The organism is Enterobacter cloacae complex sp. XAL002, assembly GCF_049236805.1.
Taxonomy (GTDB): Bacteria; Pseudomonadota; Gammaproteobacteria; order Enterobacterales; family Enterobacteriaceae; genus Enterobacter; species Enterobacter intestinihominis.
In genome coordinates, this window is record NZ_JBMKJN010000017.1 from 63906 (window position 1) to 83437 (window position 19532).

Genomic DNA, 19532 nt, shown 5'->3' on the forward strand with positions numbered 1-19532 from the left:
GGAGAGGGTGAAAAGCCGCACCAAGCAGTCCCCTCTCCCCTCCGGGGAGAGGGTTAGGGTGAGGGGAACGGATTACCTCAAAAGCATATTAAGGAGAATTATCATGAGCTTTATGTTGGCACTCCCCAAAATCAGCCTGCACGGCGCGGGCGCGATCGGCGATATGGTCAATCTGGTGGCAAACAAGCAGTGGGGAAAAGCGCTGATTGTCACCGACGGCCAGCTGGTGAAGCTGGGCCTGCTCGACAGTTTGTTTTCCGCGCTCGACGCCCATCAGATGTCGTATCACCTGTTCGATGAAGTATTCCCGAATCCGACGGAAGCGCTGGTGCAAAAAGGCTATGCGGCATATCAGGATGCGGAGTGTGATTACCTGATTGCCTTTGGCGGCGGCAGCCCGATTGATACCGCCAAGGCGATAAAAATCCTCACCGCCAACCCGGGCCCGTCAACCGATTATTCCGGCGTCGGCAAGGTGAAAAACGCGGGCGTGCCGCTGGTGGCGATCAACACCACCGCAGGCACGGCGGCGGAGATGACCAGCAACGCGGTGATCATTGACGCCGCGCGGCAGGTGAAAGAGGTGATTATCGACCCGAACATCATCCCGGATATCGCCGTGGACGATGCCAGCGTGATGCTCGATATTCCGGCCTCCGTAACCGCCGCAACCGGCATGGACGCGCTAACCCACGCCATTGAAGCTTACGTCTCCGTGGGCGCACACCCGCTAACCGATGCCAACGCGCTGGAAGCCATTCGTCTGATCAACCTCTGGCTGCCGAAAGCGGTCGACGACGGTCACAACCTGGAAGCGCGCGAGCAGATGGCTTTTGGGCAGTATCTGGCGGGCATGGCGTTTAACAGCGCCGGGCTGGGGCTGGTGCATGCTCTGGCGCACCAGCCGGGCGCGACGCACAACCTGCCGCACGGCGTGTGCAACGCCATCCTGCTGCCGATCATCGAAAACTTTAACCGCCCGAACGCGGTCGCCCGATTCGCCCGTGTGGCGCAGGCGATGGGCGTTGACACGCGCGGCATGAGCGACGAAGCGGCCAGCATGTCCGCCATTCAGGCGATTCGCGATCTGAGCGCCCGGGTCGGCATTCCGTCCGGATTTAGCCAGCTCGGCGTCACCAAAGCCGATATTGAAGGCTGGCTGGATAAAGCGCTCGCTGACCCGTGCGCGCCGTGCAACCCACGTACCGCCAGCCGCGATGAGGTCCGCGAGCTGTACCTGGAGGCATTATGATCCGCAAAGCGTTTGTGATGCAGGTAAACCCGGACGCGCACGAGGAGTACGCACGTCGCCACAACCCGATCTGGCCTGAGCTGGAGGCGGTACTGAAAGCCCACGGCGCGCACCACTACGCCATCTATCTCGACAAAGCTCGCAACCTGCTGTTTGCGACGGTGGAGATTGAATCGGAAGAGCGCTGGAACGCGGTGGCAAACACCGATGTCTGCCAGCGCTGGTGGAAATATATGGGTGATGTTATGCCGTCGAACCCGGATAACAGCCCGGTGAGTTCGGCGCTGAACGAGGTGTTTTACCTGGACTGATGTGTTAACGCTGCTGCCCCCGAGGCGGCAGCAATCTCCCGCCTGCCACTCAGCGTAAATGCCGACACCACCGTAATCGCCAGCACGAAGCAGCCCAGCATCAGGTACGTCTCCTGGAAGCCGACCCGGTCATACATATTTCCGGCAAAGGCGGAGAGGAAGATCGCCGCCGACTGTTTGGCAAACTGGAAGCCAATCAGGTAGATGGTGGCCGACAGGCGCGTATCAAACACCCCGGTGATGTACTTGAATGCCCCCACCAGCAGGAACGGGACTTCCAGCGCGTGCAGCATCTTCAGGGCAATCACCTCCACGGCGGTTGTGGCAAACGACGATCCGATAATGCGCGTCGCCATGATCACCCCGGCAATCAGCAGCGTGTTTTTCGCACCGATGCGGTTAATGATCCACGGCGAGCAGAACATGATGATCGCGTTACAGATTTCCCCCGCTGTGGTGGCGAAACCAAAGGCGCGGGTCCCCTCCTGCGGCGTGGCGAAGAAGGTTTTGAAGAAGGTAGCAAACTGCTGGTCGAAGACGTCATATACGCAGGCCACGCCAATCACGTACAGGATGAACATCCACATTCTGCGCTGGCGGAACAGGTTGAACACGGTTTTAGCGGTGATCTGCGGCTGATTGGCGCCCAGGGCATTCATCACCTGCGCCGTCTGGTTGGGCTTCGGTTTCGCGACCATCAGCAGCAGCATCAGCAACAGCGCCGCCGCCGACCCCATCCAGAAAACATACGACGGATCGATGCCGAACAGGATGCCGCCCGTTGAGGCGCACAGCCCCCAGCCGAGACAGCCGAACATGCGCGCCTTGCCGTACTCAAAAAAGCTGTTGCGGCTCACGCGTTCAATGTAGGCCTCAATCGCCCCCGAACCCGCTGAGAAGACAAAGCCGATATACAACCCACCGCTCAGCGCCCCCAGCCAGATATTGGTTTTCAGCAGCGGGGCGAAGACGTACAGGAAGAACGGCGCGAACAGGAACAGCAGCACCGAAATGATCCACAGCAGGTGTTTTTTCAGCCCCAGCTTGTCCGAAATGACCCCCAGCACCGGCTGGAAGGCAATGGCCGACAGCGAGATGCAGGAGAAAACAATCCCCGTATGGGTTTTGTTCAGGCCGATGATGTCCGACAGCCAGATCGGCAGGAACGGAAAACAGGTGGCCATGATGAAGAAGTAGAGAAAGAAGAACAGCCCGAAGATCCAGAAGTTAGGGTTGTCTTTGTGGGTACAGGTTGTTGTGTTCATTATTTTTATCCTCAACGGAGGGCCGGTTGCCCGGCCCGTCACCCTTACACGCGTTCCACACCAATCAGAATGGCGGTTTCCGGATCCAGAATTGGCAGCGCAATACCCGCCTGCATCAGCCATTCACCGCTTACCGTTTGCGGCGCGTCCATCCACGCCGGCAGCTTGCGCATGGTGTGCCCGCCCTCGCCCGTAATCTGAATGTTCGGGTGATCGAGCAGCGTGATGCGGTACTGCGCGCTGGCGTCTAACCCCGGCATGCGCAGCGGCATCATCAGGGTGTAATCCGGCATCGCGAGCTGGCTGACCAAAAACAGCCCCTGCGTCTTGTCTTCGCTCACTATACCCTGCGCCAGGGTGGTGGCGTCCGGCATATCCACGCGCCACTGGGTGCCGTGATGAATGACCTCGCGCCACCGCTTATACAGCGCGGCGTAATGTCGATAGCCTTCACGCTCCTGCGCGTCGACGGTGAGCGGATCCAGCTCCAGCCCCATGTGACCAAACAGCGCCGTCAGTCCGCGGAACTGAATGCTGTGCTGGCGGAAGGTAGCGTGACATTTATGATGACCGATATGCGCCCCCATCACCTCCGGCGGGAAGAAGTAGCTCATGCCGCGCTGGATAGTGTTGCGCTCCAGCGCGTCGTTATTGTCGGACGCCCAGAAGCGGTGGCAGCGGGTCAGCACTTCATAATCGATTCGCCCGCCGCCGGAGGAGCAGGATTCAAACTCAATGTGCGGGAAACGCTCGCCCAGCACGTCCAGCAGGCGATAAAACTGGCGCGTCTGGGCATCGGCGGCGGCTTTGCCCTTGTTCCCTGGCTGCACCAGCTCGCGGTTCATGTCCCATTTCACGTAGTCGACCGCGTGTTCGCCCAGCAGCCAGCTCATGCGCTCGACCAGATAATCAAAGGCCTGCGGAATATTAAGATTGAGCACCAGCTGATGTCGCCCGGTCGCCTGGGCGTAGCCCGGCAGCGCCAGCACCCAGTCAGGGTGCGCGCGGTACAGATCGGAATCCGGGTTAATCATCTCCGGCTCAACCCAGATACCAAACTCCATGCCGAGCTGTTTAACGTGATCGATTACCGGCTTAAGGCCGTTCGGGTATTTTTTCTCGTCCAGATACCAGTCGCCCAGCGCGGCGTGGTCGTCGTTGCGGCCTTTGAACCAGCCGTCGTCAATGATAAAGCGCTCCACGCCCAGCGCTGCGGCCTCGTCGGCCATGCGCATGATGTAGTCCGGATCGTGGTCGAAGTAAATCCCCTCCCAGGTGTTGAGATGCACCAGGCGCGGTTTATCTTCCGGGAAGCGGATAACGTTATCGCGCAGGTAGCGGTGGAACTGCTGGCTCATGCCATTCAGCCCGTGCGGGGAGTGGCTGGCATACAGGCGCGGCGTCCAGAGCGTTTCCCCCTCTTCAATCGCCATTTCACCCGGCAGGTAGAGCGCTTCGGCCTGCATATAGCGGCGGCCATCGGTTTTCACCTCTGCGCGCAGGCGGTGGTTGCCGCTCCAGCCCAGATGCACACCCCAGACGTGGCCGTGCATTTCACTGAATGACGGCGTACCTGAAATCAGTGCCGGGAAATGTTCGTGGGAGGTTTTACCCCGGCGGTTTTCAATCACGAAGCTGTCGTGCTCAAGCGTAACGCGGTGCGGCTGAAACTCCCTTATCCAGCGTCCGTGGAAGGCCATCACCTCCTGCGCACGTTCGGCCACCGGCAGCGTCACGGCAAAGCGATCCACCTGCCACGCCAGCGTTTTCAGGTTGGTTAACCCATGGCGCACCACCAGTACGCCGCTGGCATCCAGCACCAGCTCGCTGGTCAGGCGCAGGCCCGCCTGTTTATCTTCCGCCGTTACCGTCAGGGTTTGCCCCTGCTGTTGTACGCCTGTGGTGGTGAAGACAGGCGAACCGTCCAGCCCCTGGCGATGCCCCTCGATGCCGGGCGAACCAAACAGGCCGTGCCCCAGCTCTGCCATCAGCGTGACGGGCGAGTCGACGTCCAGCCTGCCGTTAGCAACCGGGCGCGCAATACTCAGCACATCCTGCGGCGAAAAGTGGTGAAGGTGCGGTCCCCAGTAGAGAATTTCGGCGAACGGATGGGTTTTTAGCACCACGTCAACCGTATTGCTTTCAAGTCGAAAAATGGCATCTTGCATCGGACATCTCCTGTCATCGGGATGTCCTGAGTGTTGATCCGAAACGTTTCGGATATAAACCACAACGTTTCGGATCTGTGATCGAGTTTTGAATTTTTGGTGTAATCAGGCCGTCTGGCCTGGGGAAAATTCCGGCTGCCAGAGCACCTGAAGCGTATCAATGTCGTCGCCGTTAATCAGCTGGCGCACCATATCGGCAATCTGTTTCCCGACGCCCTGACGGGTAGACTGGATCACCGCCGCGACGTCGATATCGACAATGCTGTCCTGCGGTAAACCGTCATAGACCACCAGCGAGACGGCATTTTCACCGGTTAAGCGCCCCATCTGCGCCAGAGCCATCGCTGCGCCGTCGCCGTGAGTGTTGCAGTCGGTAATGATGGCCGTGGGCGGCTGCGGCAGGGAGAGAAGTTCTTGCGTGGTGGCATACCCCACGCGGCGCGAAGGGGGCATGGCGCGCAGCCATTCGCTGGAAAGACCGGCTTCCCGCAGCGCGTCCAGGAAGCCCTGGCGACGCTGGGTGATGAATGCCTGGTTGTTGCTTTCGCCCAGCAGCGCAATGCGCTGATGGCCTTTCTCGATCAGCCAGCGGGTGGCCTGATACGTACCGGCATAGTTGTCGAAATCGAACCACGCGTACGGCTGCGGCAGCTGGCTGCGGCCGAGCGCCAGGAACGGGAACCCGGCGGCCTGAAGCTGCTCAAGACGCGGATCGTGATCCAGCGTATGCGCCACTATCAGCGCATCCACGCGTCGGCTCTGCACCATGCGCATATAGCTGTGTTTGTCCGCCAGATCGTCGTCAGCGATGAGCAGCAGGTCAATCTCATGTCGCGCCAGTTCGTGGCTAATTTCGCCGACCATGTCCATAAAAACGCTGTTATTGAGCGGAACAGGATGCACCGGAAACACCAACCCGACGGCGTCGATTTTGCCCATCTTCAGGCGACGGGCAAAGGTATTTGGTCGGTAGCCACGGCGCTGGGCCTCCGCTTCCACGCGGGCGCGCGTCTCAGCAGAAACGTCGTCATATCCGTTGAGGGCGCGGCTGACGGTGGTAACAGACAGCCCCAGTTCTTTGGCAATGGCTTTAAGCGACATGATTTTCCGTATCTTCTTTAGTTTTGTTCCGCCACCAGCAGCGCGTGCGTATCTGGCTCCAGCGCCTTAAAGATATGCGGCTGGTCAGCGGGATAGCAAATGTAATCCCCCGGGCCGAGCTCTTCCGCCGCGTCGATCAGGCCGACCATCGCCCGCCCCTGGGTCACGATAATATGCTCAACCGACCCTGGCGGATGCGGCTGGGAAATACGGTCTGCCCCCGGCTGAGTCAGCAGCAGGTAGATATCACGACGCGCCCCCGGCGGACACGCCGCGAGCAAAATCGCCTCGTAGTTCGCCTGCCCGGCGACAACTTTTGTGCCCTCTCCGCGGCGGATCACCTGCGTGACGGGTTGTTGCGGCTCCAGTAACCGGGCAAACGGAATATCCAGCGCCACGCAAAGCGACCAGAGCGTTTCCAGGCTAGGGTTGCCGTTGCCAGACTCCAGTTGTGAAAGCGTGGATTTGGCGATCCCGGCACGGCGGGCGATCTCCGCCAGCGAAAGCCCGGTTCGCAGGCGTTCTCGCACCAGGCTTCTGGCGATTACGCTGATTGGCTGCGTCATGCTAACGGCCTCATTCTCTCTATAACGAACGAATCGTTCGTCTTGTAAAACGTTTTTGATGCGTTCATTATAATGGAAATACGTTCGATATGGCTAAAATGGTATGAAGAATCACCTCTCTTGCCTGAAAGGCGACACGATAAAAGCGATCGTCCTGGTCTGCCTCGCGGTGGGCGTGGTCGGCATGTCTTATGGCTCACTGGCGATGGCCTACGGTTTCCCGCTGTGGGTGCCGTTTGTTCTCTCCCTCACGGTGCTGGCAGGCGCATCCGAGTTTATGTTCATCGGCATCGTGGCGAGCGGCGGCAATCCGCTGGCGGCGGCCGCAGCCGGTTTACTGGTAAACGCGCGCCATGTGCCGTTCGGCGTGACGGTGCGTGACCTGGTGGGCAAGCGCGGCCTGAGCTTTCTGGGCTGTCATATCATGAACGATGAAAGCGTGGTGTTTGGCCTGTCGCAAAAAACCGCCGAGCAGCGTAAAGCGGCCTACTGGCTGTGCGGGTTAGGCGTGGCAATCATCTGGCCGCTGGGCGCGGTGCTGGGGGCGATGGTCGGCAAGCTACTGCCAGACCCGGAAACCATCGGGCTGGACGCGGTGTTCCCGGCGATCCTGCTGGCGTTAGTGGTGCCGGCATTTAAAAACCGTACCACGCTGATCCGCGCCTGTAGCGGCGCGGTGTTGTCGCTGGCCGCCGTACCGTTTGCGCCGGTTGGCCTGCCGGTGCTGCTCTCTTTGCTCGGCCTTGCCGCGAGGAAAAAATAATGGAAAACATGACGGTCTTTATTCTCGGCATCGCCATTCTTTCTGCCGGAACCTATCTGATGCGTCTCGGCGGGGCAAAACTCGGCAGCCGGCTGGCGCTTTCTGAACGGTCGCAGGCGCTGCTTTCAGACGCGGCTACCGTTTTGTTGTTCTCCGTCGCGCTGGCGACAACGTTTTATGAAGGGGACCATTTTGCCGGGATGGCGCGCGTGCTGGGGGTGGGGTTCGCGGTGTTTCTGGCCTGGCGCAAAATGCCGTTAATTGTGGTGATCGTCGCGGCGGCGGTGGTGACGGCGCTGCTGCGTCTGGCGGGCATAAACTAAAAAAGCGCCCCAGGGGCGCTCTTTCGACGGTACTGCGAAATTATTTGTTCAGTTCAGCGGTCATGTGTACGCGGTTACCGGTGAATGCCTGAGTAATTTTGTAGGATGACGCGCCCGCTTCCTGAGCCTGTGCGGCGATTTTAGCTTCTGCACCGTCCAGTGTAGAGGCGGATGCGGTCACAGTCTGCGCAGCGAAAGAACCGAAAGATGTAGCCAGAGCGATTACTGCGACAAAAGTTTTGATGCTTTTCATGAGATAAACCCTTTCGTTAAGTTGTTTAGATAAGGCACCGTGCCTTGATGAGATAAATACTAGACCTCATCATGAACAACTAAAAGCGGAAGGATTTGCTATATTCATTCAAAATTACTGATTAACAATTAATCGCTGCGGATGGGTGTAAATTGTCGCCCTGCCTGGCTTGCAGAACCCCACCAGCGTCAGGTTGCAGCGCTCCGCCACTTCAACCGCCAGCGTGGTTGCCGCTGACACCGCAAACAAAATTTCCACGCCGCACATGGCGGATTTTTGCACCATCTCGTAGCTGGCGCGGCTGGAAACGAGCGCGGCCCCTTGCTGCCAGACGTTGTTTTCCCGAGCGCGACGGCCCAGCAGCTTATCCAGCGCGACGTGGCGGCCAACATCTTCATGCCCGCCTGCAATGCTCCCCGACGGCAATACCCACGCCGCCGCATGCGTACAACCGCTGAGCTGGCCGATGGGCTGAACGTCATTCAGGTGCACAAGCGCCCGATCAAGATGCGCCAGATTGAACGTCTGGGTGAACGGCAGCGGGATAATGGGTTTGCCGATATCGTTAAGCTGTTCAACACCGCACACGCCGCAGCCGGTACGTCCGGCCAGCGCCCGGCGGCGCTCTTTCAGCCCCATAAAGCGGCGGCTGGAGAGTTCGATTTGCACTTCGAGACCGTTGCAGGCCGGTACGACGTCCATGCCGTAGATCTCCTGCGGATGCGCAATGATGCCTTCCGAGAGGGAGAAACCGATGGCGAACAGCTCGAGATCTTTCGGCGAGGCCATCATCACCACATGCGAAATCCCGTTGTAAACCAGGGCAACAGGGACCTCTTCCGCCAGAAAATCCGGCGTGGCATGTGAAATGTGAGGCGGTCTGTGTACCGACAGTTCCACAATGCCCGCAGGCAGTGGCGACGCGTGGGTAGCACGGTTTTGTTTAAACACGACGGTATTCCTGAACAACCACGGAAGTGAGCCTGCTATTGCACCACAAACAGCGGACCTTACGCATAGTATGGATCAACTTTTCAGCATCCATTCTCCTACTCAATTCGGAGGGGTGCAACCGGTCATCTGCTACACACCCTTAACATCCGCAGAGAGAAATGTGATTGATATCACACTTTATAATCAATGCCGTGATAATACGTTCACTTTGTTTTAACGCCGTTGGAACAGGCGTACCGACATTGTGGTATTCTGGGCTTATCCCTCGGAGAAATGAGGGATTAACGCAAATTTTTCTCCTTTGCGGTTAATTCTCAACCGCAAAGTAAAACTACATAGCAATGTCGTAATGAACCAAGGAGTGACCCATGCAGGTCAGCAGAAGGCAGTTCTTTAAGATCTGCGCTGGCGGTATGGCAGGCACCACGGCGGCGGCACTGGGCTTTGCGCCCGGCGTAGCGCTGGCGGAAACTCGGCAGTATAAACTGCTGCGCACCCGCGAAACCCGTAACACCTGTACGTACTGCTCCGTCGGCTGTGGGCTGTTAATGTATAGCCTCGGCGACGGTGCGAAAAACGCCAAAGCATCTATTTTCCACATCGAAGGCGATCCGGATCATCCGGTCAACCGTGGTGCGCTGTGTCCGAAAGGGGCCGGTCTGGTAGATTTTATCCACTCTGAAAGCCGCCTGAAGTTTCCTGAGTACCGTGCTCCCGGCTCTGACAAATGGCAACAAATCAGCTGGGAAGAGGCGTTCGATCGCATCGCTAAGCTGATGAAAGAAGACCGCGATGCCAACTTTATTGCGAAGAATGCCGAAGGCACCACCGTTAACCGCTGGCTCTCCACCGGCATGCTGTGTGCTTCAGCGTCCAGTAACGAAACCGGCTATTTAACCCAGAAATTTACGCGCGCACTCGGTATGCTCGCGGTCGACAACCAGGCGCGTGTCTGACACGGACCAACGGTAGCAAGTCTTGCTCCAACATTTGGTCGCGGTGCGATGACCAACCACTGGGTCGACATCAAGAACGCCAACCTTATTGTGGTGATGGGCGGTAACGCCGCTGAAGCGCACCCTGTCGGGTTCCGCTGGGCGATGGAAGCCAAAATCCACAACGGCGCGAAGCTGATTGTGATCGATCCCCGCTTTACGCGTACAGCGTCAGTGGCAGATTTCTATACCCCTATTCGTTCAGGTACTGACATCACTTTCCTGTCAGGCGTATTGCTGTACCTGATGACCAACGAAAAATATAACCGCGAGTACACCGAAGCCTATACCAACGCCAGCCTGATCGTGCGTGAGGATTACCACTTCGAAGATGGCCTGTTCAGCGGTTATGACGCCGAAAAACGCAGGTACGACAAAACCAGCTGGAACTACGAGCTGGACGAAAACGGCTTTGCGAAGCGCGACACCACCCTGCAACACCCGCGCTGCGTGTGGAACCTGCTGAAAGAGCACGTGTCCCGCTATACGCCAGAGGTTGTCGAAAACATCTGTGGGACGCCGAAGGCGGACTTCCTGAAGGTGTGCGAGCTTATCGCCGAAACCAGCGCCAAAGATAAGACCGCGTCGTTCCTGTATGCACTCGGCTGGACGCAGCACTCCATCGGCGCGCAGAACATCCGCACCATGGCGATGGTTCAGTTGCTGCTCGGCAACATGGGGATGGCAGGCGGCGGCGTTAACGCCCTGCGCGGTCACTCCAACATCCAGGGTCTGACCGACCTTGGCCTGCTGTCTCAGAGCCTGACGGGTTACATGAACCTGCCGAGCGAGAAACAGACCGACCTGCAAACCTATCTGACGGCCAGCACGCCAAAACCGCTGCTCGAAGGCCAGGTAAACTACTGGGGCAACTATCCGAAGTTCTTCGTCTCGCTGATGAAAGCCTTCTACGGCGACAAGGCGACGGCGGAAAACAGCTGGGGCTTTGACTGGCTGCCGAAGTGGGACAAAGGGTACGACGTCCTCCAGTACTTCGAAATGATGCACCAGGGCCAGGTCAACGGCTATATCTGCCAGGGCTTTAACCCGGTGGCGTCGTTCCCGAACAAGAACAAGGTTGTCGAGTCTCTGTCGAAACTGAAGTACCTGGTGACAATTGACCCGCTCAATACCGAAACCTCGACGTTCTGGCAGAACCACGGTGAGTCGAACGATGTCGACCCGTCGAAGATTCAGACCGAAGTGTTCCGTCTGCCGTCCACCTGCTTCGCGGAAGAGAACGGCTCTATCGTCAACTCTGGCCGCTGGTTGCAGTGGCACTGGAAAGGTGCGGACGCCCCGGGCATCGCCCTGAACGACGGCGAGATCCTGGCCGGTATCTTCTTACGCCTGCGTAAAATGTACGCGGCTGAAGGCGGCGCAACGCCTGAGCCGGTGCTGAACATGACCTGGAACTATTCGACGCCGGAAAACCCTGCGCCGGAAGAAGTGGCCATGGAGAGCAACGGTAAGGCGCTGGCGGACGTTATCGACCCGGCGACCGGCACCGTGCTGGCGAAGAAAGGCGATCAGCTCAGCACCTTCGCACACCTGCGTGACGACGGTACGACGTCAAGCGGCTGCTGGATCTTTGCCGGTAGCTGGACGCCGAAAGGCAACCAGATGGCCAACCGCGATAACGCCGACCCGTCGGGCCTCGGTAATACGCTGGGCTGGGCATGGGCATGGCCGCTTAACCGCCGCATCCTCTATAACCGTGCCTCTGCTGACCCGCAGGGCAACCCGTGGGATCCGAAGCGTCAGCTACTCAAGTGGGACGGCGCGAAATGGGGCGGTGTGGATATTCCGGACTACAGCACTGCCGCACCAGGCAGCGATGTCGGGCCGTTTATCATGCAGCCTGAAGGGATGGGGCGCCTGTTTGCTATCGATAAGATGGCGGAAGGTCCGTTCCCGGAACACTATGAGCCGTTTGAGACGCCGCTGGGTACTAACCCGCTGCACCCGAACGTGGTCTCTAACCCGGCAGCCCGTATCTTCAAGGGCGATTTTGAAGCGCTGGGTAAAAAGGACAAGTTCCCGTATGTCGGCACCACTTACCGTCTGACTGAGCACTTCCACTACTGGACCAAGCACGCGCTGCTTAACGCCATCGCGCAGCCGGAACAGTTTGTGGAGATCGGCGAGAAGCTGGCGGGCAAGCTCGGCATCGCCCATGGCGATACCGTGAAGGTCTCCTCTAACCGCGGCTACATCAAAGCCAAGGCGGTGGTGACCAAGCGTATTCGCACGCTGAACGTTCATGGTCAGCAGGTGGATACCATCGGCATCCCAATTCACTGGGGTTATGAGGGCGTGGCGAAGAAAGGGTTCATTGCGAATACCCTGACGCCGTTCGTCGGTGATGCGAACACGCAGACGCCGGAGTTTAAGGCCTTCCTCGTGAACGTGGAAAAGGTGTAACGGAGACGACTTATGGCTTATCAATCTCAAGACATTATCCGTCGTTCCGCGACTAACGGTTTCACGCCCGCGCCTCAGGCGCGGGACCACCAGCAGGAAGTGGCGAAGCTTATCGACGTGACCACCTGTATCGGCTGTAAAGCCTGTCAGGTGGCTTGTTCAGAGTGGAACGACATCCGTGACGAAGTGGGTCACAACGTCGGGGTGTACGACAACCCGGCGGACCTGACCGCCAAGTCCTGGACGGTAATGCGTTTCTCGGAAGTGGAACAGAACGACAAACTGGAATGGCTTATCCGCAAAGACGGCTGTATGCACTGTGCGGATCCGGGCTGCCTGAAGGCGTGTCCGTCAGAAGGGGCTATCATTCAGTATGCCAACGGCATCGTCGACTTCCAGTCTGAGCAGTGTATTGGCTGCGGCTACTGCATCGCGGGCTGTCCGTTCGACGTGCCGCGCATGAACCCGGAAGACAACCGCGTCTACAAATGTACGCTGTGCGTTGACCGCGTAAATGTCGGTCAGGAGCCAGCCTGCGTGAAGACCTGCCCAACCGGCGCTATCCACTTTGGCTCTAAAGAGGATATGAAAACGCTGGCGGCAGAGCGCGTGGGCGAGCTGAAAACCCGTGGTTACGATAACGCGGGCCTGTACGATCCGGCCGGGGTTGGCGGTACGCACGTCATGTACGTGCTGCACCACGCCGACAAGCCGAATCTGTACCATGGCCTGCCGGAGAACCCGGAAATCAGCGCCACCGTGAAGTTCTGGAAAGGTATCTGGAAACCGCTGGCCGCGGTCGGTTTTGCGGCCACCTTTGCAGCGAGCATCTTCCACTACGTCGGCGTTGGTCCGAACCGCGCGGAAGAGGAAGACGATAACCTGCATGAAGAGAAAGACGAGGTGCGCAAATGAGAAAACGTGACACCATCGTGCGCTACACCGCGCCGGAACGCATCAACCACTGGGTCACCGCCTTCTGCTTCATGCTGGCGGCGATAAGCGGGCTGGGATTCTTCTTCCCCTCCTTCAACTGGCTGATGCAGATACTGGGCACGCCGCAGCTGGCGCGCATCCTGCACCCGTTCGTGGGTGTGGTGATGTTTGCCTCGTTTATCATCATGTTTTTCCGCTACTGGCACCATAACCTAATCAATCGGGATGATATCTTTTGGGCGAAGAATATTCGTAAGATCGTCGTCAACGAGGAAGTGGGTGATACCGGGCGTTATAACTTCGGCCAGAAATGCGTATTCTGGGCGGCGATTATCTTCCTGGTCCTGTTGCTGGTGAGCGGCGTGATCATCTGGCGTCCGTACTTTGCGCCTGCTTTCTCAATCCCGGTGATCCGATTTGCGCTGATGCTGCATTCATTTGCCGCAGTGGCGTTAATTGTGGTTATCATGGTGCATATCTACGCCGCCCTTTGGGTGAAAGGCACCATTACCGCGATGGTGGAAGGATGGGTAACCAGTACGTGGGCGAAGAAACATCACCCGCGCTGGTACCGTGAAGTCCGCCAGAAACAGGAAAAGTCATCTGAATGAGTATTCGCATAATCCCGCAAGATGAGCTGGGGTCGAGCGAGAAACGCACGGCGGATTATATTCCGCCGTTGTTGTTCCCCAGACTCAAGAACCTCTACAACCGCCGCGCAGAGCGTCTGCGCGAGCTGGCAGAGAACAACCCGCTGGGCGATTTTCTGCGTTTTGCCGCGCTGGTCGCCCATGCGCAGGAAGTGGTGCTATACGACCACCCGCTGCAAATGGATCTGACCGCACGCATCAAAGAAGCCAACGCGCAGGGCAAGCCGCCGCTGGACATTCACGTTCTGCCGCGCGACAAGCACTGGCATAAGCTGCTGCATTCGCTGATTGCCGAGCTGAAGCCCGAAATGAGCGGCACGGCGCTGGCGGTCATTGAGAACCTGGAAAAAGCCTCAGAGCAAGAGCTGGAAGAGATGGCGAGCGCGCTGTTTGCCTCCGACTTCTCGCTGGTGAGCAGCGATAAAGCGCCGTTCATCTGGGCTGCGCTGTCGCTCTACTGGGCGCAAATGGCGAGCCTGATCCCGGGTAAAGCCCGCGCTGAATATGGCGAAGCGCGCCAGTTTTGCCCGGTGTGCGGCTCAATGCCGGTCTCCAGCATGGTACAGATTGGTACGACGCAGGGGCTGCGCTACTTGCACTGCAACCTGTGTGAAACCGAGTGGCACGTGGTGCGCATCAAGTGCAGCAACTGCGAACAGACCCGCGATCTGAACTATTGGTCGCTGGAAAACGAAGACGCGGCGGTGAAAGCAGAAAGCTGCGGCGACTGCGGGACCTACCTGAAGATTCTGTATCAGGAAAAAGACCCGAAAGTCGAAGCGGTAGCCGACGATCTCGCCTCGCTGATCCTGGACGCGAAGATGGAGCAGGAGGGCTTCGCCCGTAGCTCGATCAACCCGTTCCTGTTCCCGGGGGAAGGGGAGTAATCTCCTGTGAGAATGCCGGGCGGCGCACGCTTGCCCGGCCTACAGGTGGTAAGGTGAAACGACCCCAGCAATACCCGAAAAGTCTTTCGTATTGCGCGAAATTAACGGACAGCTTCTGCTCTGAGCAGTAGCCAGAATAATGGCGTCAGGAAGCTTCATCCCGTGCTGTTCGCGAAGTAATACGCTTCTTTCAGCAATTTCCCTTGTTATATCAATAATTTCAAAGGCCCCCATCACGGCTGCCGTTTTTGCTTCTTGACCGTGCCTGCGAGCGCCCACCATTACTTCCATCCATGTGATGAGGCTAATGGCACGATGCGAAGCTGTGCGATCGATCGCATCCGCAGCCTCAACGTGGTTATTAAAAAGATCGATGAGGATATTGGTATCAAACACAGCCATGTGCTCCATCATTACCACTCCTCACGCAGCTTGCGTTCGTACTCGAGCCCATCTTCCTGCTGATTTCCCCACAGGCCAAGCGCTTCGCGGATAACCGATGAATTCTGCTGGTCGAGATACAGTTCTATGGCTTCCCGCAGCAGTTCGGCGCGCGGCCGGTTGCGCAACTGCTTCAGGTTATCCAGTCGTTGAATCACGTCATCAGACAAATCGATCAGTATTCTGCCCATAGTAAGGTCCGCCAAAAGACTCATATATCACCTTAGTATATCATCCACGGTTAATTTTCAGGCAATATATCCATAATTAAGACATGGTTAAAGAACATTGTTAAGGCATTCACCGATTTTGCGAGCCGCTTTCCAGGACATTTATATCTTCAAATTCCTCTGTTTTCATCTTTCGTAAACCAGGCTATAAAGCTGTATATAAATACAGCATGAGGACGTAACCATGGCGCTGGAAAAGGGAATTGATAAGCTTGTACAAGATTTTATTGCAGCAGGGCGGCCTTCCTCGCGAAAGCAGAATATAGATGAACGGAGAGCCGGGTATGTTGCCAGCACAGCTCTGGCCGGGGAGACAGAAACTCGTGTCCAGGTTGAAACGCTTGTTCTTGAGGAGATGACCTTTCGGCTATTTTCGCCTGTCATTGCCTCTGAAACGTTACCTTGTGCCCTCTACTATCATGGCGGTTGTTTTGTCAGCGGTGGGTTTGAAACCCATGATAATCAGCTTCGCCAACTGGCGTTTTACGGTAACTGTCGGGTCATTGCGGTTCAGTACAGACTCGCACCCGAGCATACCTTCCCCGCTGCGCATGACGATGCAGAGAGAGCGGCAGATCTTGTCTGGCAAAATGCAGAACAATTAGGTGTGGATAAAAACCGGATTACACTTTGTGGAGACAGTGCGGGAGGGCATCTTGCGCTGGTAACGTCATTGCGGCTTAAGGCCAAAGGTCTCTGGGATCCCGCACAGCTCATTCTTATCTACCCCATGCTCGACGCTACGGCCAGTTTTGAAAGCTATACCCTCAATGGCATGGACTACGTAATTACTCGCGATACCCTTTTGAGCGGCTATGAAATGTATCTGGATAGAGCTTACCGTCAGCATCCTGAAGTCAGCCCACTGTGGCGCAACGACTTTAGCGGTCTGCCGAAGGTCCATATTGTTACCGCTGAGTATGATCCGTTACGCGACGAAGGCGAGGCGCTTTATCAGCGCCTCACGGAGCAAGGCGTGAAGTGTACCGCTCAACGATGGCGGGGTGTAATTCACGGCTTCTTCCAGTTGGGTGGAATTAGCCAGTCAGCGCGAGACGTTATGCGAGATATTGCCTGGCGCATTAACCATGCCGGGCGAGAGTGAGAAGGAGACTACTCCTCCTCGTTCCCGCCCTCTTCATACGCGCCATACGGCTTCGCAGGCAGAACGATATAGGTGCCTTCAAACACCGCGCCCGGCGTTTCATCGCCGAACAGCTCAACCTGCATTTGTACGCGTGCTTTACGCCCACGCGCCAGACGGTCGAGATCGCCGCCCAGTGCACCCAGGTCAGCTACCGCGCTCGGCTTGCCGCTGATCGGCGCGCTGTAGCGGATATGGGCATCGGCCAGAATAATGGTGCCGCCGAGATGACGTTCGCGCAGCATCAGCCAGATCAGTCCCCAGCCGGTGAGCGTGGCGAGTGAAAACAGGCTACCGGCAAACAGGGTATGGTGTGGGTTCTGGTTGCCGGTTTCCGGCATGGTGGTAATAAATTTTTGCCCGGTATATTGCTGAATACGCACGCCCATTTTTTCACTGAGCGGAATGTGCTGATACCACGCCTGCTGGAGCTGCCCGCACCAGTCGGCACGATGGAGAATATCGTCCAGGGTGGCGATGGGTTTGATCATCAAAAAGTGACGAATCGGCGTAGTTTGCGGGGCGGTGATTTCCCCCTGATTCACGAAACCAAGCTTGGCAAAGAACTCAACGGCATCTTCACGGGCGCTACAGGTGACGCGCTTGACCCCTTCCTGACGGGCGACGGATTCCAGCGTCATTGCCATCAGCGTTCCGAGGCCTTTGTCCTGCACGGAGGGGTGAACGGCCATAAAGCGGATTGAAGCTTCGTTGTCGGCATTGATATACAAACGCCCCACGGCAACCAGATTGCCCTCTTCATCAACCACCATCTGGTGGTGCGCCATCGCGTCCCAGGCGTCGCGTTCAGACCCTTTAGGTTGATGCAGTGGCTTGCGCAGCATTTCCCAGCGGAAATGGTAATAAACCTCTAACTCTTCTTCCGTTTGCGGTACTCGAAGGTGATACATAGCTGTACTCTCTCTTGTTACCCGCGGCCAGGCCGCCAGTTGGCTCATACCTGGAGCCAGAATGTGACGGGGCCATCGTTCACCAGCGAAACCTGCATATCCGCAGCGAATCGTCCGGTTTGTGTATTCATGTCCTGTTGGCGACAGCGCTCAACAAAGTACTCGTAAAGGGCTTCTGCGCGATCCGGTGCCGCGCCCTTCGAAAAACTCGGCCGCATGCCGCGTTCGGTATCCGCAGCCAGCGTAAACTGGGACACCACCAGCACGCTGCCGCCCGCCTGCTGAACGTTCAGGTTCATCTTGCCTTCCGCATCGCTGAAAATGCGGTAGCCCAGCACGCGCTCACACAAGCGGTTGGCTTTTTGTTCGTCGTCATCCTTTTCGACACCCAGGAGCACCAAAAGTCCTGGGCCGATTTCACCCGTCACCTCATCCGCCACGGTGACGCTGGCACGGGTTACGCGCTGAATCAATGCAATCATGGTTGGTCTGCTTCTTGTTGTTTTTCAGCTTCTGCTGCTTTTTTAAGTTCGCGGTAGACCCCGAGAGTGACAGTTATTTCGGCGCCAAGCAAGACGATGCACCACGTCCAGTAGACCCAGACAAACAAAATGGGGATCACCGCCAGTACGCCGTAAATCAGCTGATAAGAGGGGAACATGGTGATATAAAGCGCGAATCCTTTCTTGCCCAACTCAAAGAGCAACGCCGCGACCAGCGCGCCCACCACGGCATCCCGGTTGGGTACGCGCGTAGTTGGCACCACGCTATAAAGCAGCCAGAACGAAAGCCACGATAAAATCAGCGGGAAGATGCGCAGCACGTTATCGATCACGCTGTTTAAATCGCTCGCCCAGCGCAGCGAAAGAAGGTAGGAGCTGATCGCCAGGCTCGCCCCCGCCAGCAAGGGGCCGAGGGTTAAAATCATCCAGTAGACGGCAAAGGAATAGACCTTTGGGCGGACTTTTTTGCTCCGCCAGATAGTGTTGAGCGCACTGTCGATGGAGTACATCAGCAGCAGCGCGGTAACAATAAGCCCACACGCCCCCACCGCCGTCATCTTGCTGGAGTTAGCGACAAACTGTTCAATGTAGTTCTGGATCACATCGCCGGTGGCAGGAATAAAGTTTGCGAAAACAAAATGGCGAAGCTGCATGCTCACATCGGCAAACATCGGAAACGCCGAAAAAAGCGCAAAAATCACCGCCACCAGCGGAACCAGCGAAAGCAAGGACACGTAAGCGAGATTGCCCGCCAGCGTGGTCATGTTGTCCTCATCAATGCGATGCCAGAGGAGTTTCAGCCACGCCCTCAGCGGGCGCGTGTGGTGATTGGCTTTTTGATGAACGGTTTTTAGCATAACTGCTTCGCAAAGTAGTTCGGTATCGTCTCTTTTCCGGTCACCAGAATGGAGGTGATACCTAACTGATTAGCCCCTTCTATATTATCGGCGTTGTCGTCAAAAAAGACCGCATCCGCTGCCGTGAATCCTTCTTCCTGCAATACCGCCTGATAGATGCGCGCCTCAGGTTTACGCATCCCCATCTCCTGGGAGAGATACACTTTATCTGCCGCCGCGTGAATTTCAGGGTATTCATCCGGCCAGAAGGTGGTATGCAGGCGGTTGGTATTAGACAGCACGACAACGCGATGCCCCTGCTCGCGCAGCTTGTGCATGATGTCGATCACTTCGGGGCGGATCGCGACAAATATGGCCTGCCAGCCGTGGGAAAATTGCTCGTAGCTTAACGAGAGACCCATTTCCTGACAGAAACGCTCTGCGAACGCTTCGTCGCTGATCTCACCGCGCTCGTGCAAATGGAAAGTCTCACCCATCGCGAAATTCTGCTTTAACGTCGCCAGCGGAACACGGCTAAAATCGCTCCATGCGCCCAGCACCCGGTTAAAATCGATATCGACGATTACATTTCCTAAGTCAAAGATATAAAGCATGTTTA

The 19532-nt window shown here is 57.2% G+C and carries 21 protein-coding genes; 9 read left to right on the forward strand and 12 right to left on the reverse strand.

What is annotated here, in order from left to right; genetic code table 11:
- Positions 1–103: 103 nt before the first annotated feature.
- Together fucO and rhaM are read left to right on the forward strand one after the other, a co-directional pair.
- Positions 104–1252, forward strand: a complete 1149-nt coding sequence (gene fucO / locus ACOT0L_RS16615) for a lactaldehyde reductase (RefSeq protein WP_003861980.1) — start codon at positions 104–106, stop codon at positions 1250–1252.
- Complete coding sequence (gene rhaM, locus ACOT0L_RS16620; protein ID WP_063138142.1) at positions 1249–1563, forward strand: L-rhamnose mutarotase; 315 nt, start codon at positions 1249–1251, stop codon at positions 1561–1563. The genes fucO and rhaM overlap by 4 nt, the downstream gene beginning before the upstream one ends.
- Here rhaM and ACOT0L_RS16625 read toward each other — a convergent pair.
- From ACOT0L_RS16625 to ACOT0L_RS16640, 4 genes are all read right to left on the reverse strand, one after another.
- Positions 1551–2828 (reverse strand): MFS transporter, encoded by a 1278-nt coding sequence (locus ACOT0L_RS16625; RefSeq protein WP_126503579.1) that lies wholly within the window; start codon positions 2826–2828, stop codon positions 1551–1553. The genes rhaM and ACOT0L_RS16625 overlap by 13 nt on opposite strands.
- A 44-nt stretch (positions 2829–2872) precedes the next feature.
- Complete coding sequence (locus ACOT0L_RS16630; RefSeq protein WP_126503581.1) at positions 2873–4996, reverse strand: alpha-galactosidase; 2124 nt, start codon at positions 4994–4996, stop codon at positions 2873–2875.
- 105 nt (positions 4997–5101) lie between these two features.
- Positions 5102–6097 carry a LacI family DNA-binding transcriptional regulator gene (locus ACOT0L_RS16635; RefSeq protein WP_045308721.1) on the reverse strand — a complete coding sequence of 332 codons (996 nt, stop codon included), beginning with the start codon at positions 6095–6097 and terminating at the stop codon, positions 5102–5104.
- Positions 6098–6114: 17 nt separating this feature from the next.
- Complete coding sequence (locus ACOT0L_RS16640) at positions 6115–6663, reverse strand: helix-turn-helix domain-containing protein (protein WP_023305101.1); 549 nt, start codon at positions 6661–6663, stop codon at positions 6115–6117.
- Positions 6664–6766: 103 nt separating this feature from the next.
- Between ACOT0L_RS16640 and ACOT0L_RS16645 the strand changes: the two genes are divergently transcribed.
- Positions 6767–7426 carry an AzlC family ABC transporter permease gene (locus ACOT0L_RS16645; RefSeq protein WP_003861971.1) on the forward strand — a complete coding sequence of 220 codons (660 nt, stop codon included), beginning with the start codon at positions 6767–6769 and terminating at the stop codon, positions 7424–7426.
- Complete coding sequence (locus tag ACOT0L_RS16650) at positions 7426–7749, forward strand: AzlD domain-containing protein (protein WP_022649832.1); 324 nt, start codon at positions 7426–7428, stop codon at positions 7747–7749. Before ACOT0L_RS16645 ends, ACOT0L_RS16650 begins: the two co-directional genes overlap by 1 nt.
- Before the next feature lie 40 nt (positions 7750–7789).
- On the opposite strand, the gene ACOT0L_RS16655 is transcribed toward ACOT0L_RS16650, so the two are convergent.
- Positions 7790–8002, reverse strand: coding sequence for a DUF1471 domain-containing protein (locus ACOT0L_RS16655; RefSeq protein WP_003861966.1), 213 nt, complete (start codon positions 8000–8002; stop codon positions 7790–7792).
- 114 nt (positions 8003–8116) lie between these two features.
- A complete protein-coding gene (gene fdhD, locus ACOT0L_RS16660) occupies positions 8117–8953 on the reverse strand; it encodes a formate dehydrogenase accessory sulfurtransferase FdhD (protein ID WP_045308722.1) in 837 nt (278 codons plus the stop codon).
- A gap of 371 nt (positions 8954–9324) precedes the next feature.
- Between fdhD and fdnG the strand changes: the two genes are divergently transcribed.
- Genes fdnG through fdhE form a run of 4 tightly spaced genes read left to right on the forward strand, consistent with a single transcriptional unit; the run spans position 9325 to position 14848 of the window.
- On the forward strand, positions 9325–12375 hold the full coding sequence (gene fdnG, locus ACOT0L_RS16665) for a formate dehydrogenase-N subunit alpha (RefSeq protein WP_087878250.1): 3051 nt from the start codon (positions 9325–9327) through the stop codon (positions 12373–12375).
- A 12-nt stretch (positions 12376–12387) separates the two neighbouring features.
- Complete coding sequence (gene fdxH, locus ACOT0L_RS16670; RefSeq protein WP_003861960.1) at positions 12388–13290, forward strand: formate dehydrogenase subunit beta; 903 nt, start codon at positions 12388–12390, stop codon at positions 13288–13290.
- Complete coding sequence (fdoI, locus tag ACOT0L_RS16675) at positions 13287–13922, forward strand: formate dehydrogenase cytochrome b556 subunit (RefSeq protein WP_006808711.1); 636 nt, start codon at positions 13287–13289, stop codon at positions 13920–13922. Before fdxH ends, fdoI begins: the two co-directional genes overlap by 4 nt.
- A complete protein-coding gene (gene fdhE, locus ACOT0L_RS16680; RefSeq protein WP_022649835.1) occupies positions 13919–14848 on the forward strand; it encodes a formate dehydrogenase accessory protein FdhE in 930 nt (309 codons plus the stop codon). Before fdoI ends, fdhE begins: the two co-directional genes overlap by 4 nt.
- Before the next feature lie 39 nt (positions 14849–14887).
- On the opposite strand, the gene ACOT0L_RS16685 is transcribed toward fdhE, so the two are convergent.
- Together ACOT0L_RS16685 and ACOT0L_RS16690 are read right to left on the reverse strand one after the other, a co-directional pair.
- A complete protein-coding gene (locus ACOT0L_RS16685; protein WP_080339264.1) occupies positions 14888–15259 on the reverse strand; it encodes a type II toxin-antitoxin system VapC family toxin in 372 nt (123 codons plus the stop codon).
- A gap of 2 nt (positions 15260–15261) precedes the next feature.
- Positions 15262–15504, reverse strand: a complete 243-nt coding sequence (locus ACOT0L_RS16690; RefSeq protein ID WP_023298920.1) for a ribbon-helix-helix protein, CopG family — start codon at positions 15502–15504, stop codon at positions 15262–15264.
- 199 nt (positions 15505–15703) lie between these two features.
- Here ACOT0L_RS16690 and ACOT0L_RS16695 point away from each other — a divergent pair, with 199 nt between their 5' ends.
- Positions 15704–16624 (forward strand): alpha/beta hydrolase, encoded by a 921-nt coding sequence (locus ACOT0L_RS16695; protein ID WP_126503583.1) that lies wholly within the window; start codon positions 15704–15706, stop codon positions 16622–16624.
- An 8-nt stretch (positions 16625–16632) separates the two neighbouring features.
- On the opposite strand, the gene fabY is transcribed toward ACOT0L_RS16695, so the two are convergent.
- Genes fabY through yihX form a run of 4 tightly spaced genes read right to left on the reverse strand, consistent with a single transcriptional unit; the run spans position 16633 to position 19527 of the window.
- The gene (gene fabY, locus ACOT0L_RS16700) at positions 16633–17574 is read right to left on the reverse strand and encodes a fatty acid biosynthesis protein FabY (protein ID WP_022649838.1); all 942 of its coding nucleotides are present in this window, start codon (positions 17572–17574) and stop codon (positions 16633–16635) included.
- A gap of 44 nt (positions 17575–17618) precedes the next feature.
- The gene (dtd, locus tag ACOT0L_RS16705) at positions 17619–18056 is read right to left on the reverse strand and encodes a D-aminoacyl-tRNA deacylase (protein ID WP_015569909.1); all 438 of its coding nucleotides are present in this window, start codon (positions 18054–18056) and stop codon (positions 17619–17621) included.
- A complete protein-coding gene (locus tag ACOT0L_RS16710) occupies positions 18053–18934 on the reverse strand; it encodes a virulence factor BrkB family protein (protein ID WP_023298923.1) in 882 nt (293 codons plus the stop codon). The genes dtd and ACOT0L_RS16710 overlap by 4 nt, the downstream gene beginning before the upstream one ends.
- The gene (yihX, locus tag ACOT0L_RS16715) at positions 18928–19527 is read right to left on the reverse strand and encodes a glucose-1-phosphatase (RefSeq protein ID WP_003861947.1); all 600 of its coding nucleotides are present in this window, start codon (positions 19525–19527) and stop codon (positions 18928–18930) included. The genes ACOT0L_RS16710 and yihX overlap by 7 nt, the downstream gene beginning before the upstream one ends.
- Positions 19528–19532: the final 5 nt, after the last annotated feature.